Annotated in this window: 16 protein-coding genes; 13 read left to right on the top strand and 3 right to left on the bottom strand. The window is 39.3% G+C overall.

Going from position 1 to position 13,391, the window contains the following annotated elements; all coding sequences use genetic code 11:
- Positions 1-103: 103 nt before the first annotated feature.
- On the bottom strand, positions 104-757 hold the full coding sequence (trhA, locus tag LCM09_RS05360; RefSeq protein WP_224879324.1) for a PAQR family membrane homeostasis protein TrhA: 654 nt from the start codon (positions 755-757) through the stop codon (positions 104-106).
- Positions 758-820: 63 nt separating this feature from the next.
- Entirely contained in the window at positions 821-1,000 is a 180-nt protein-coding gene (locus LCM09_RS05355) for a hypothetical protein (RefSeq protein WP_224879322.1), read from the bottom strand.
- Positions 1,001-1,345: 345 nt separating this feature from the next.
- Between LCM09_RS05355 and LCM09_RS05350 the strand changes: the two genes are divergently transcribed.
- The 9 genes from LCM09_RS05350 to LCM09_RS05310 all read left to right on the top strand — a co-directional run bounded on the left by LCM09_RS05350 (position 1,346) and on the right by LCM09_RS05310 (position 10,273).
- Positions 1,346-1,681, top strand: coding sequence for a hypothetical protein (locus LCM09_RS05350; RefSeq protein ID WP_224879321.1), 336 nt, complete (start codon positions 1,346-1,348; stop codon positions 1,679-1,681).
- 54 nt (positions 1,682-1,735) lie between these two features.
- Entirely contained in the window at positions 1,736-1,996 is a 261-nt protein-coding gene (locus LCM09_RS05345; protein ID WP_224879319.1) for a YusU family protein, read from the top strand.
- A gap of 310 nt (positions 1,997-2,306) precedes the next feature.
- On the top strand, positions 2,307-3,221 hold the full coding sequence (locus LCM09_RS05340; RefSeq protein WP_224879317.1) for a proline dehydrogenase family protein: 915 nt from the start codon (positions 2,307-2,309) through the stop codon (positions 3,219-3,221).
- A gap of 189 nt (positions 3,222-3,410) precedes the next feature.
- Positions 3,411-5,801, top strand: coding sequence for a 3-hydroxyacyl-CoA dehydrogenase/enoyl-CoA hydratase family protein (locus LCM09_RS05335; RefSeq protein ID WP_224879315.1), 2,391 nt, complete (start codon positions 3,411-3,413; stop codon positions 5,799-5,801).
- A 21-nt stretch (positions 5,802-5,822) separates the two neighbouring features.
- Positions 5,823-6,998 carry an acetyl-CoA C-acetyltransferase gene (locus tag LCM09_RS05330; protein WP_224879314.1) on the top strand — a complete coding sequence of 392 codons (1,176 nt, stop codon included), beginning with the start codon at positions 5,823-5,825 and terminating at the stop codon, positions 6,996-6,998.
- Between the two features lie 31 nt (positions 6,999-7,029).
- Positions 7,030-8,814, top strand: a complete 1,785-nt coding sequence (locus LCM09_RS05325; protein WP_224879312.1) for an acyl-CoA dehydrogenase FadE — start codon at positions 7,030-7,032, stop codon at positions 8,812-8,814.
- A 214-nt stretch (positions 8,815-9,028) separates the two neighbouring features.
- Positions 9,029-9,388 carry an arsenate reductase family protein gene (locus tag LCM09_RS05320; protein ID WP_224879310.1) on the top strand — a complete coding sequence of 120 codons (360 nt, stop codon included), beginning with the start codon at positions 9,029-9,031 and terminating at the stop codon, positions 9,386-9,388.
- A gap of 99 nt (positions 9,389-9,487) precedes the next feature.
- Positions 9,488-9,874 (top strand): glycine cleavage system protein GcvH, encoded by a 387-nt coding sequence (gene gcvH, locus LCM09_RS05315; RefSeq protein ID WP_224879308.1) that lies wholly within the window; start codon positions 9,488-9,490, stop codon positions 9,872-9,874.
- A 150-nt stretch (positions 9,875-10,024) separates the two neighbouring features.
- The gene (locus tag LCM09_RS05310; RefSeq protein WP_224879306.1) at positions 10,025-10,273 is read left to right on the top strand and encodes a YusG family protein; all 249 of its coding nucleotides are present in this window, start codon (positions 10,025-10,027) and stop codon (positions 10,271-10,273) included.
- A 26-nt stretch (positions 10,274-10,299) separates the two neighbouring features.
- On the opposite strand, the gene LCM09_RS05305 is transcribed toward LCM09_RS05310, so the two are convergent.
- Entirely contained in the window at positions 10,300-10,806 is a 507-nt protein-coding gene (locus tag LCM09_RS05305; protein ID WP_224879304.1) for a peroxiredoxin family protein, read from the bottom strand.
- Positions 10,807-10,944: 138 nt separating this feature from the next.
- Between LCM09_RS05305 and LCM09_RS05300 the strand changes: the two genes are divergently transcribed.
- The 4 genes from LCM09_RS05300 to sigI all read left to right on the top strand — a co-directional run bounded on the left by LCM09_RS05300 (position 10,945) and on the right by sigI (position 13,385).
- Positions 10,945-11,463 carry a TraR/DksA C4-type zinc finger protein gene (locus tag LCM09_RS05300; RefSeq protein WP_224879303.1) on the top strand — a complete coding sequence of 173 codons (519 nt, stop codon included), beginning with the start codon at positions 10,945-10,947 and terminating at the stop codon, positions 11,461-11,463.
- Between the two features lie 95 nt (positions 11,464-11,558).
- Complete coding sequence (locus LCM09_RS05295; protein ID WP_224879301.1) at positions 11,559-11,888, top strand: toprim domain-containing protein; 330 nt, start codon at positions 11,559-11,561, stop codon at positions 11,886-11,888.
- A gap of 79 nt (positions 11,889-11,967) precedes the next feature.
- Positions 11,968-12,285, top strand: a complete 318-nt coding sequence (locus tag LCM09_RS05290; protein WP_224879299.1) for a thioredoxin family protein — start codon at positions 11,968-11,970, stop codon at positions 12,283-12,285.
- A gap of 344 nt (positions 12,286-12,629) precedes the next feature.
- Positions 12,630-13,385 carry an RNA polymerase sigma-I factor gene (gene sigI, locus LCM09_RS05285; protein ID WP_224879297.1) on the top strand — a complete coding sequence of 252 codons (756 nt, stop codon included), beginning with the start codon at positions 12,630-12,632 and terminating at the stop codon, positions 13,383-13,385.
- Positions 13,386-13,391 lie beyond the last annotated feature (6 nt).

Raw genomic sequence — 13,391 nt, 5'->3', positions numbered from 1 at the left:
CCTTTTAATATGTAATTCTACTTTTATAACGAGTAGACAGTATGTTTTGTTCTAGTTCACACAAAAAAAACACCTCTGCACGATAATCGTACAGAAGTGCTCTTTAAAGGGGAAGAACATAAAACAAAACACAGAAGAAGTGTGTGATTGTTCCGCCAATTACAAATACGTGCCAAACTGCATGGTGATATTTAAAAGCTCGCCAAACATAAAAGACTGCTCCTACCGTGTAGAGCAAGCCTCCTATGATCAGAAGTGTCAATCCATTCGGATGAAGGTTCTGAAGAAGAGGATCCCATGCTAAAACGATTAGCCATCCCATAACAACATATACGATTGTAGAGATGAACAAGAATTTCTTAACAAAGAATGCTTTGAATACTGTTCCGGCGATGGCAAGGCCCCAGACTGTTCCAAATAACGTCCAACCGAGCCATCCTTGGATAACAATAAATAAAAACGGTGTATACGTTCCAGCAATAAAGAAATAGATTGCAGAATGATCAAGAAATTCAAAGAAATCTTTCGCCCTACCTGGTGGAAAACTATGAACTAAGGTAGACGCCGTGTATAGAAGCAGCATAGTCGCTCCAAATAATGTGAAGCTGATGATATGCCAAGCTGTGCCTTGAAGTGACGCGAAAACAATAAGGATGACGAGAGCAGCAAGACTAATTAATGCACCAACACCATGAGTAATATAGTTTGCTCGTTCTTCACCTACAGTAAATGTATGGGTGGTCATGAAAGGCATCATTCCTTTTTATCAGTTACAAGAAGTATACATCATATGCGCCCATCATCAAATAGGTCAATGTTGTTATTTCCTTTTACTTCTTAATTCTTCTGCTTGTTTTAATAGGTGGTACGTAAAGAAATCTTTCTCTTGAACATTTTCATTTACCGCTTCCATTACTAAGAATTCTTCAGCGATTTCCTCGCGAACGGATGCTAACAACTTCTCACTACCTTCTGCGATGAGTTTCTTACGTTCATTCACTATATCCCTCTCCTTTTGGTAAAGAATGTTATTATCATTCTTCCATAGACTGGGAATATTATTCTTCTCTTATGTTATTGCAGGTACAAATTATTAAAGAATTTGAAAAAATACATGTTTGTACCGTGGTACTTGTCCAACCAATCGTGCTTAATTAACATAGTATATTGTGAGAGTGAGTAGTGGTCCCCCCCTTCGTAAAGCTCACTCTTATGTGACCCATAGTACAACCAAAGCTAGTCTTTGGTTTTTTTTTTTTTTTTTACATAATTTAAATGTTTTGTCTTTTGTACCTCTAAGAAGAATGGTGTTTCCTTCGAATATTGTGTAGAGGAGGTATGTACTTTGCTAGAAATTGTAGAAATGGGTCAAAATCAGCAGGGAAGAGAGTTTACGGTTAGAGAACTAATTAAATTGATCGAAGAACATTCTCTCGATCCTGCATATGAACAAAATGGGAACTTCATCTTTCCATATCAACCCGTTCGTGATGCGAAGAGATATCAAGGCTGTAGAGCATTCTTTGGAGATTTTGCGATGATTTCTTGCAGGTTCTTTATCATTACTGACGAAACCGTATTAATTGATGAATTAGTTAAAGTCATTCGTGAAAATCAACAGAGAATAGATTATGCAAGACTAAGAGATGTTCAGGTGAACGGAAGAGTCTCTCCTTATTAAAGAACTCTGCTCTATGCTATAATCGAGAGACACTGTATTGATCGGAGTGATAGCATGAGTCTAGAAACCTTGCAGGAACAAGTCGATGGATTGATGGAAAAATATACAGAACTATTAGTTGGGGAGAGTACTCCTGAACTAAAGGAAAAAGTGAAACTATGGGCGATGTATACGCACTTATCCAAAACGATGCCTCCACTAGCAAAGCACTGGAATCAGACATATCCAGATGCCAAAGATGAAATGAAAGAACTGGTGGAGGAAATTAAACTATTAAATGAAGAAAATCGCAAATCTCAGCAAGATAAAGAGTAAGAGACTAGGGCATAAACTGCCCTAGTTTTTTTATGTTTAAAGGTAGCGCGGAGTATCCAAACAAAAGAGTTAGCAATATAATAGGGAAAATATGTTTTTTGACCCCATTCACTTGGGTATGGTTAAAGACACAGTTAAAAATTAGCAGTTATTATTTGAGAGAATTTCTAACAAAAAACGTCTTATTCATAGGATTTCGTGGTAGAATAACACTAAAGGGAGAATATGACGGTATTTGAAGCAATATGCCGTTTTTCACCACAATATATTTTTTATCACGCTTTGAATGCGTTTTCATGGAGGGGTTATTATGGAACAAGTAATGCGTAATTTCTTTTTACACATGGGAAAGAACAAGGTCGCGACAAAAGTTGCTAAGAAATATGGCATGCGATTTGGCGCAGGTAAGTTTGTAGCTGGTGCATCTCTCGATAGCTCTGTAAATGCAATTAAACAACTAAATGCCAAGGGATTATCCGTAACGATCGATCATCTTGGTGAATTTGTTGATAATGAAGCAGAAGCATCGCAAATGACAAGGCACTGTATCGAAGCGATTGAACGTATTGCTGCCGAAGGACTTGATTCTCAACTCTCTCTCAAGCTCACTTCTATGGGGCTTGATATTGACTACCATATGACGCTAAGGAATATGCGCGAGATACTTAAAGCCGCTGATAAATACGACGTATTTGTAACAATCGATATGGAAGATTATGAACGTTGTGAAAGGACATTGAATATCTTTACTGAATTAAAAAAGGAATTTCAGAATATCGGAACTGTTTTACAAGCTTACTTATACCGAGTTTCTGATGATGTCGAAAAGCTAAATGAATTATCTCCTAACCTACGATTAGTAAAAGGAGCGTACAAAGAAGCTCCGACAGTTGCTTTTCCTGCAAAACGAGATGTTGATATTAATTTCAAGAAGATTATCAAAATGCATTTACTGAATGGAAATTATACTGCAATCGCTACTCATGATGATGCCATTATCGAATATACAAAAGAACTTGTTGAAGAACATAATATTAGTCGCGATCAGTTTGAATTTCAGATGTTATATGGGATTTGCGTAGATCGTCAGGAGCAACTATTAAAAGAAGGCTACAAAATGAGAGTGTATGTACCATATGGACAGGACTGGTACGGTTACTTCATGAGACGTCTTGCTGAACGTCCTGCGAACGTTGCCTTTGTGCTTAAAGGAATGATGAAATAAAAGGAAGGCGAATTTTTTTGCCTTCCTTTTTCACAATGTTTTGATAAATAATCGTAAAGAAAATAGAAAACATTATATTGCTAAATTTCAGAAAATACTTTATAGTAAAGACAGAGGAATTGAAAAGTGAATTCGCTTCTTTTTTTGAAACAAAAATGAATGAGCATTCATTCAATAGGGAGGTTCATTATGTCACGCAGCATTCATAAAGTTGCCGTATTAGGAGCAGGAGTAATGGGATCAGGTATCGCTGCACACCTTGCGAATGTTGGTATCCCAAGTATTTTACTAGACGTTGTACCGAAAGAACCAAACGAAAAAGAAAAAGCTAAGGGGCTTTCCATAGAGCATCGATCGGTAAGAAATAGACTATCCGTAGATGCAATCAATAAGCTCAAAAAGCAAAAGCCAGCACCACTGTCTAAGAAAGACAATATTCAACTTATCGAACCAGGGAATATGGAAGACGATATGGAGCGATTAAGTGAAGTGGACTGGATCATCGAAGTGGTTGTTGAGAACTTAGAAATCAAAAAGAAAGTATATGAGAAAGTAGAACAATATAGACGTCCTGGTGCAATTGTTAGCTCTAATACGTCAGGAATTTCTGTAGAAGCTATGGCAGAAGGTCGCTCAGAGGACTTTAGAAAGCATTTCCTTGGCACTCATTTCTTTAATCCTCCAAGGTACTTGAAGTTATTAGAGGTCATCCCAACTAAGGGTACAGATCCTGCAGTTCTTTCTTATATGAAGACATTTGGAGAAGAGACGCTAGGGAAAGGCGTTGTCGAAGCGAAAGATACTCCAAACTTCATTGCGAACCGCATTGGAACATATGGGTTACTGGTTACGGTGAGAGAAATGCTCAACCGAGGTTATTCAGTTGGAGAAGTTGATTCTGTTACTGGACCACTGATTGGTCGTCCGAAGAGTGCAACGTTTCGAACACTTGATGTTGTTGGGTTAGATACATTTATTCACGTAGCGAAAAATGTATATGATCAAGTATCAGGTGATGAAAAAGAAGTGTTCAGAACGCCGGATTTCATGGAAAAAATGAACCATAAAGGATGGATCGGTTCGAAGGCAGGGCAAGGATTTTTCCTCAAGAAAAAAGGTGAAAAAGGAAGCGAGATTCTAGAATTAAATCCTGAAACGCTGGAATACGAACAAAGAAAGAAGCTTAGAACTGGTTCAGTTGAAGCAAGTAAACAAGCAAAATCAAAGAGTGATAAATTGAAAGCGGTTGCTTATGCAGAAGACCGTGCTGGTGAATTGGTATGGAACATATTGAAACCAGTGTTACTCTATTCAGCTGAAAAAGCTTACGAAATTGCAGACGATATTCAAGCGATCGACCGTGCGATGAAGTGGGGATTCGGCTGGGAGATGGGCCCATTTGAATCGTGGGACGCTCTTGGACTTGAAAAGTCAGTTGCACGAATGAAAGAACAAGGTGAAACCATACCAGCTTGGATCGAAGAGATGATCGAAGGCGGCAATACAACGTTTTACAAGCGTGAAGGTGGCAAGACCTTCTTCTTCCATAACGGAGAATACAAGGAAGTAGAGGAAAGTAAGAAGATTATTCATCTGAAAGGGTTAAAGGACCAAAATCGTGTGATAAAGAAGAATACTGGTGCTACTCTTTTAGACCTTGGGGACGGCGTTGCTGGACTTGAATTCCATTCTCCTAACAACGCGATTGGAATGGATATTCTCCAAATGATCAATGAAGCGGTCGATGAGACTGAAAAGAACTTTGAAGGTCTTGTCATTGGGAACCAGGGAAGGAATTTCTGCGTTGGAGCAAACGTCGCATATATGTTGATGGAAGCGCAGGATGATAACTTTTTTGAAATCGAATTAGTCGCAAGGAAGTTCCAACAATCGATGGGACGCATCCGTTATTCCAAGAAACCTGTTGTGGCAGCACCATTTCAAATGACACTAGGTGGAGGAGCAGAGGTTGTCATGCCTGCTGCAGCGGTCCAGGCATCATTTGAAACCTATCTCGGTTTAGTTGAAGTAGGAGTTGGGCTGATCCCAGGCGGAGGCGGAAACAAAGAGCTTTATCTAAGAAAGCTTGAGCAGGCTGGCGGAAAACCAAACTTAATCGATGTTTCTGCAGATGTATTCGAAACCATTGCGATGGCAAAAGTATCAACTTCAGCACATGAGGCTTCAGAAATGGGATACATCAGAAATAAGGATGGCATCAGTGTAAACGCTGATCATGTTCTACATGATGCGAAGAAAAAAGTTCTCTTCCTAGCTGAACAAGGATATCAGCCACCCGTTTCAAAGAAGATACCAGTTTCAGGTGAAGCAGGGTATGCCGCGATGTTGATGGGAGCGAAAACAATGCAGTGGAGTGGCTATATTTCAGAGCACGATTTGAAGATAGCGAATAAACTCGCACATGTAATCGCTGGCGGTAAAGTGAAAGAAGGAACGCTTGTGGATGAACAGTATCTTCTAGATATTGAACGAGAAGCATTCTTGAGTCTATTAGGTGAACCGAAAACTCAAGCGAGAATGCAGCACATGTTGATGAAAGGAAAGCCCCTACGTAACTAGTTTTGGAGGAGGGAAGCAATAATGAAAGAAGCAGTGATCGTGTCTGGTGCCAGAACACCTGTAGGAAAAGCAAATCGTGGAACACTTGCCGAAATGCGTCCTGATGATTTAGGAGCAATAACGGTAGCCGAAACGTTAAAAAGAGCTGGGGATTATGATGGAGACATAGATGATGTCATTATGGGTTGCGCGATCCCTGAAGCAGAACAAGGTTTAAACGTTGCCCGTATGATCGGTGCACGAGCTGGCCTAAAAGAAACAGTTCCAGCTATTACTGTAAATAGGTACTGTTCTTCAGGATTACAAACAATCGCATATGCTTCAGAGCGGATTATGCTAGGTCAATCTTCCTCTATATTGGCAGGAGGCGTTGAGTCGATGAGCCTCGTTCCAATGGGAGGACATGTGATTAAACCAAACCCTACACTCGTTGAAGAGAAGCCAGAGTATATTATGGGTATGGGTCATACCGCTGAAGAGGTTGCCAGAAGGTTCGACATAAGCAGAGAAGATCAAGATGCGTTTGCGTTGAGGAGTCATCAGCGCGCAGCAAAAGCGATCAAGGAAGGCAAGTTTGCTGATGAAATCGTACCGGTCGAAGTAACAAAGCGCTGGGTAGACGCTAATCATAAGCTTAAAGAAGAAAAAGTGATGTTTTCACACGATGAAGGAGTCCGTGAAGATACGTCCCTTGAAGTACTTTCGAAACTTCGTCCAGTCTTTAATGTAAGAGGATCCGTAACTGCGGGTAATTCTTCTCAAACAAGCGATGGTGCAGCTAGTGTTCTCGTTATGGACCGAGAAAAGGCCGAGAGTGAAGGATTAAAACCGATGGCAAAGTTCCATTCGTTTGCTGTAGCAGGTGTAGCTCCTGAAATTATGGGTGTCGGACCTATCGAAGCTATTCCAAAAGCATTGAAACTAGCTGGACTAGAGCTATCAGATATCGGATTGTTTGAGCTGAATGAAGCGTTTGCTTCTCAGTCCATTCAAGTTATCCGTAAATTAGGACTCGATGATGAGAAAGTGAATGTAAATGGAGGCGCGATTGCGCTCGGTCATCCGTTAGGCTGTACAGGTACAAAGCTCACACTAAGTCTTATTCATGAAATGAAAAGGCGTGGAGAGCAGTTCGGTGTCGTAACGATGTGTATTGGTGGCGGTATGGGAGCTGCCGGAGTGTTTGAATTGCTATAATACATGACCAAATTAAGGGAGGAACACCTGCATGTCTAATACAATGAACAAAACGGTTAAAGGCGGAAGTTTTCTAGTAGAGGATCATCTTGCAGAAGATATTTTTACACCAGAGGATTTTTCCTCTGAACATGTGATGATGGGGAAAACGACGGAAGACTTTATTATTAAAGAAGTTGTTCCTGAGTTAGAGAAGATTGAAAATCATCAGTTCGATATTTCACGTAAGCTTCTGGAACGCGCTGGGGAAATCGGTTTGCTTGGAGCGGATGTACCTGAAGAATACGGTGGACTTGGTCTCGATAAGATTAGTTCTTCTGTTATCACAGAAAAATTTGCTCGTTCTCGCTCATTCTCTTTAAGCTACGGTGCGCATGTGGGAATTGGATCGTTACCTATCGTGTTCTTTGGTAACGAAGATCAAAAGAATAAGTATCTCCCAGATCTAGCATCTGGAGCGAAAATTGCAGCTTATGCACTGACTGAGCCTGGCTCCGGTTCTGATGCACTAGGAGCAAAAACAACAGCTAAGTTAAACGATGAGGGTACGCACTATATCTTGAATGGCGAAAAGCAGTGGATTACCAACTCTGCATTTGCCGATGTTTTCATTGTTTATGCAAAAATAGACGGAGAGCACTTCTCAGCTTTCATCGTAGACCGTGAGCTCGAAGGCCTTTCAACCGGACCAGAAGAAAAGAAGATGGGAATCAAAGGTTCTTCTACCAGAACGCTAATTCTAGATGAAGTAGCTGTGCCAAAAGAAAACCTTCTTGGGGAAGCTGGTAAAGGTCATGTTATCGCCTTTAACATTCTTAACGTAGGACGTTATAAGCTTGCTGTCGGTACAATTGGCGGTATGAAACGCGCGATTGAACTTTCAGCTAAATATGCAACTGATCGAAAACAGTTTAAAACACCTATTGCTAAATTCACGCTCATACAAGAAAAGCTTGCGAATATGGCGGTCGCAACTTATGCAAGTGAAAGCTCAACATACCGTACGGGTGGGCTCTTTGAAAATAAGCTTGGAAACCTCTCTGATGAAGAACATAAGGATGGAGAAAAGGTTGCAAAATCCATTGCTGAATATGCGATCGAATGCTCATTAAATAAAGTATTTGCTTCTGAGGCTTTAGATTATGTCGTAGATGAAGCCGTACAGATTCACGGTGGATATGGATTTATGTCTGAGTATGAAGTTGAGAATATGTATCGTGATTCCCGAATTAACCGAATCTTTGAAGGGACGAATGAAATCAACCGTCTTCTAGTACCTGGAACGCTCGTTAGAAAAGCGATGAAAGGTGAACTTCCTTTGATGGAGAAGGCTACTGCTCTTCAAGAAGAGCTGATGATGTTGATGCCTGAAGAAATTGGCGATGCTCCACTTGAACAGGAGAAACACCTTGTTGCCATGGCGAAGAAGATTATGCTGATGGTAGCTGGAACAGCAGTTCAAAAGTATGGCAAGAGTCTTGATAAAGAACAAGAAGTCTTGTCTAATATTGCTGACATAATCAGCGAAATCTATTCGATGGAGTCAGCAGTCCTACGTACTGAAAAAGCAATCAATAAATCGAGTAGTGATAAGCAACAGCAAAAGCTTTTACTAACACAAGTTTTCTGCCAAGAATCGTTCAATCGAATAGAAGCACACGCTAAAGAAACTCTTGTGGCTGTTGAAAGTGGAGATACACTACGCATGATGATCTCTGCATTACGAAAGCTAACTCGTCACACGCCAATCAACGTTATTGCGAAGAAGCGTGAGATTGCTGCCAACATTTTGGAACAGCAGCGTTATGCTGTTTAACTAATATTTTTCAAACCCTATTCTCTTAGATTCCCTCTTGAAAAAGAGGGATTTTTTTTGGCTGAATTGGGAAGATAAATCTTAAAGCAAAAAAGAGGATTTGCACTGTATATGACGAAAGGTGTTTAAGGCACGTCATAATTTGTTGTAGGGGTTTCATATGGTACACTTAGTCTGTACTTACTATTGATCAGTTGCACAAGGAGGAAATGGATTGTCACTTACTTTTTATGCATATCCTAAATGCGGAACGTGCCAGAAAGCAAAGAAATGGTTTCAAAGTAATGAGATTGCCGTGGATGAAGTCCACATCGTCGAAAATCCCCCTACAAAGAAGGAACTTGCAGAATTAGTGGAAAAAAGTGAACTGCCTATCAAAAAGTTCTTTAACACTAGCGGGAAGAAATATCGTGAGCTAGGTTTGAAAGATAAGGTTTCTTCATCTTCTCAAGATGAACTGTTAGAACTGCTAGCTTCTGACGGTATGTTGATCAAAAGACCTATTGTTACTGATGGGAAAAACGTAACGTTGGGATTTAAAGAGGAAGTTTTTGACGAAACTTGGGGACACTAATAGTTGATTAATTAATAATAACTATTATACGATAGTTATTGTAAATAATAATAATAAATACTTACCTTAGTTGAGGGATATTTCAGGGAGGAATTACTAATGAATTTACCAAAAGATTTCCGTTATTCAGAAGAGCACGAATGGGTACAAGTACAAGAAGATGGCAATGTTCGCATTGGAATCACTGATTTTGCACAGTCAGAATTAGGTGACATTGTTTTCGTAGAACTTCCTGAAGAAGGCGACAGCCTTGAAGCTGACGAACCTTTTGGTAGCGTTGAATCAGTTAAAACTGTATCTGAGCTTTATGCACCTATTTCAGGTAAAGTTGTTTCTATCAATGAAGACTTAGAAGACAGTCCTGAGTTTGTAAATGAGTCTCCATATGAAAAAGCTTGGATGGTTGTTGTTGAACCTTCTGATTCTTCAGAGCTCGATGAACTTATGACTGCACAGGCATATGAAGAAATGGTAAGTGCTGACTAATCATCGCTAAATACTTCCAAGTATCATTTGAGGGAATAAATTCTTCATCATCGCTAACCCTATTGAATACCTGTGTTTCCGTTTCATATTGCCTGTATTTGTTGTGATGTTAGGTATAAGGAAAGACACTATAAAAAGGGGATGAATTCGATGAATGATCAGTCTCGTCCTATGGAAAAAATCGATATCACTAGTAGAGTGCATGGTAAACTCGACCAAAGTTCAATGAACCTATATCTGAACAAAGAAAAAATCGGTCGTATACTCTTCACGAATCAAGGCAACCAGTATGAATTTGCTGAGGGCTTTGAGTTTGACCAGGATAAGATTTTTCAATATCAACGAGCAATGGAGAAAAACGGCAAGTACGTTGAAGACTGTGACCTCGGATGGTGCTAAAAAGACCGGCCATATGGCCGGTCTTTTTATGCTTTATTTTTGCGGATATACTTAATTGTAGTAGTTAGCCCATCTGCTGACGGACGTCCGAATGGACTAGACTGTAGATATTGTGCCATTAACTTTCCTTCATCATCGATAATAAAGATAGCAGGCTCACCGTGCTCGCCATGATCTTCATAAGGGTCTTCTTCAGTATGCATGAACACGCCAAATGAGTCGATTGCAGCTCGTTCGTGATCTTGGAGAACTGGAAAATCAAGACCGTGTTTCTTCTTCATCTTGCGTAGTGAATCCATTTCGTCACTTGCAATCGCGATAACGTGCACATCAAGGTCTTCAAAAGCCGAGATATTTTCTTGTAGTTCTTCCATTTGCTCGTTACAAACAGGGCACCACTCACCTCTAAAGAATACAAGCATATGCCACCTTTTGTTATCTTCTTCTAAATGCTTATCTAGTTGAAAAAGCCCTCCCTCAGTATCGACGAGGGAAAATGATGGTACATTTTGTCCTAAAGATAATTTAGCCATTATACTCACTCCTATTTAATGTCTTATCCATTGCTTTCCACTTAATGGACATAATAAAACCCAATGGTTGGTTTAACGTAATCAATTAACAGGAAATTAAATTATGGAAAAGAAAAAGAACCTTTGGAGGGAAAAAATATGACTTTGTCGAATCAAGAAATACAGGGATTTAAAAAAACCCTTATTATGCAGAAAAAGGAAATATTAGAGAATGGTGAAGCCGAGCATAATGAAAACAATGGGCTTTCTGAGGAAACGGGGGATCTAACTTCATATGATAACCATTTTGCTGACCTTGCAACAGAGTTGGATGAACGAGAAAAAGATATTACAATCGAGGACGCGGCGAGAGAGCGTTTAGAATTAATCAATACTGCACTAGATCGTATTCGTGAAGGAAAATACGGTATATGTGTAGATACTGGAGAAGAAATTGATCGAGAGCGTCTAGAAGCTATTCCATATGCGATCCGCACGAAAGAAGCGCAAGATCGACTTGAAGATCGAAAAGAGGGGAATCGAACAGAAACTGAGGCTTCGTTTGCTACAGGCGGCGAAAGGGAAGATGACCGAATTCGCACAGTGGATGACCTGCAAGAGGAGCACGGCAATTCAACAAGAATTCCGTCTTCAGAAGATGAGCGTTTTGACGACTAGGTAGAATACTTTATAGAAAGTGAAACGATATGCCTTCTTATCCATATACTATAGTAAACGCAGTAGAGACGACAGCTTGAATGGAGAGTTGCGCCATGCATGATAAAGTGATTATTGTAGAAGGTAAGACGGATCGGGATCAGCTACTTAGAATTCTAGATGAGCCAGTAGATATCATTTGTACGTACGGTACGATTAGCTTTGACCGACTCGAAGAACTAAGTGAAGAGTTGATAGAAAAGGATGTATATGTACTCGTAGATGCGGACGATGCTGGTGAAAAACTACGAAGACAATTGAAACAAGAAATTCCTCATGCGGAACATTTGTATATTACGATGCTGCATCGAGAAGTAGCAGAAACACCATTAAATTATTTAAAACGCATTCTACGAGCAGCGAAGTTTAAAGTAATGCCTGTATAAAAAATAAATAAGTATCTTTTCCGAAGAAGAAGCTCGCTAAGCTTCCTCTTCGGGTATATAACTGAAGGAGTATACACATATGATAGAATTAAACAAGGAGGTTGAGATTGAGAGAGCCCATCAAGAATCAATGTCGGTGCTCTTTTTTTATACGCCTTTTTGTTCGACATGCAAAATTGCAGAACGAATGTTGGGAATCGCTAGTGAAGCTAACGACTTAAAGGAACACACGTACAAAGTGAATTTGAATTATTTCCCAAAACTAGCCGAGAAGCTCACGATACAAAGTGTTCCTGCACTTACAATCTTTAAAAATGGACAAGAGGTCGAAACCATTTTCGCAATTGAATCAGTCGTCCGCCTAAATTCTTTATTACATAAGTATAAAGAGGACTAAATTTATTTGATGAATACTGACCAAATCCACCACAGTTTACGTTTCTTAAAAAGCGTATTCTAACAAGGGTTTGAGGCGTTGAAAATTTGTTGAAAATTGTGCAATATTAATAATGATAAATTATGATATCAGACAGTAAAGAAACAGTAACATTGTCATTAAATTGTATTTTCGTTGCAGCTGATTGAGTGGTATAAATGAATAGAGAGTCGCCATTCGAATCCATCGTATGGGGGCGAATTTTTATTTTGCATTCTTTTTTAATTTTTAAATAACAGACATCTAAGAAAAAAACCTAATAAGCGATCAATGCTAAATTGACTGCAAGATGAGAGGTGTATGACATGACAACCATTTCAATCAGCACAAGAATAGGAAAATATAAAAACAAAAAAGACAATGTTACATTAGAGGATAAAATTGATAGAATTCAAAACGGTGACGAGTTTTTACGAAATAAGCTTTTAGAAGACTATCAACCATTTATTAAGAAAATCACGTCAAAAGTCTGCAATCGATACATTAATCAAATGATGGACGAATTTAGTATTGGTTTATCAGCTTTTAATGAAGCGATGGATCAATATCAAAGAGGACAAGGTAGTCGTTTTCTTACATTCGCAGATATGGTTATCCGTCGACGCGTAATCGATTATATCCGTAAAGAAGCACGTCAAAATAAGTACATCTATTTAGAGCCAGAAGAGTTGGACGAAGAAGGTAGATTAGAAGATAGCTTTGCAGAACAGAAGGCAGCTCTTGACGTCTATGAAATGGATAAACAACGAGAAGTAAGAATGTACGAAATCGAAGAATACGAGCAATTACTGCAGAAATTCAGCATCACGTTCAAGGTGTTGAGTAAGAATTGTCCGAAACACATCGATGCAAGAGATAATGCTAAATTGATAGCAAAACTCATTGCGGAGGATTCAACATTATCGAGTTATCTACTTGAAAAGAAACAGCTCCCAATAAAAGATTTGCTATCTCTTGTTTCTTGCAGTCGGAAAACGATCGAACGTAATCGAAAGTATATAATAGCAGTTGCATTAATTTATCTGGGAGGTTTTAATGCGCTGAAATCTTATATACAGTAACTGAAC

It is taken from the genome of Guptibacillus algicola (genome assembly GCF_020171805.1).
Classification (GTDB): Bacteria; Bacillota; Bacilli; order Bacillales; family Guptibacillaceae; genus Guptibacillus; species Guptibacillus algicola.
The sequence above is the reverse complement of the archived record's forward strand: the minus strand, read 5'-3'. Positions and strand labels throughout refer to the sequence as shown.

Bases quoted from the DNA above. Each gene is read 5' to 3' on its own strand.
- trhA (WP_224879324.1), bottom strand. From the start codon at position 757: ATGATGCCTTTCATGACCACCCATACATTTACTGTAGGTGAAGAACGA.
- LCM09_RS05345 (WP_224879319.1), top strand. From the start codon at position 1,736: ATGAGTCTAGAAACCTTGCAGGAACAAGTCGATGGATTGATGGAAAAA.
- LCM09_RS05340 (WP_224879317.1), top strand. From the start codon at position 2,307: ATGGAACAAGTAATGCGTAATTTCTTTTTACACATGGGAAAGAACAAG.
- LCM09_RS05335 (WP_224879315.1), top strand. From the start codon at position 3,411: ATGTCACGCAGCATTCATAAAGTTGCCGTATTAGGAGCAGGAGTAATG.
- LCM09_RS05330 (WP_224879314.1), top strand. From the start codon at position 5,823: ATGAAAGAAGCAGTGATCGTGTCTGGTGCCAGAACACCTGTAGGAAAA.
- LCM09_RS05325 (WP_224879312.1), top strand. From the start codon at position 7,030: ATGTCTAATACAATGAACAAAACGGTTAAAGGCGGAAGTTTTCTAGTA.
- gcvH (WP_224879308.1), top strand. From the start codon at position 9,488: ATGAATTTACCAAAAGATTTCCGTTATTCAGAAGAGCACGAATGGGTA.
- LCM09_RS05310 (WP_224879306.1), top strand. From the start codon at position 10,025: ATGAATGATCAGTCTCGTCCTATGGAAAAAATCGATATCACTAGTAGA.
- LCM09_RS05305 (WP_224879304.1), bottom strand. From the start codon at position 10,806: ATGGCTAAATTATCTTTAGGACAAAATGTACCATCATTTTCCCTCGTC.
- LCM09_RS05300 (WP_224879303.1), top strand. From the start codon at position 10,945: ATGACTTTGTCGAATCAAGAAATACAGGGATTTAAAAAAACCCTTATT.
- LCM09_RS05295 (WP_224879301.1), top strand. From the start codon at position 11,559: ATGCATGATAAAGTGATTATTGTAGAAGGTAAGACGGATCGGGATCAG.
- LCM09_RS05290 (WP_224879299.1), top strand. From the start codon at position 11,968: ATGATAGAATTAAACAAGGAGGTTGAGATTGAGAGAGCCCATCAAGAA.
- sigI (WP_224879297.1), top strand. From the start codon at position 12,630: ATGACAACCATTTCAATCAGCACAAGAATAGGAAAATATAAAAACAAA.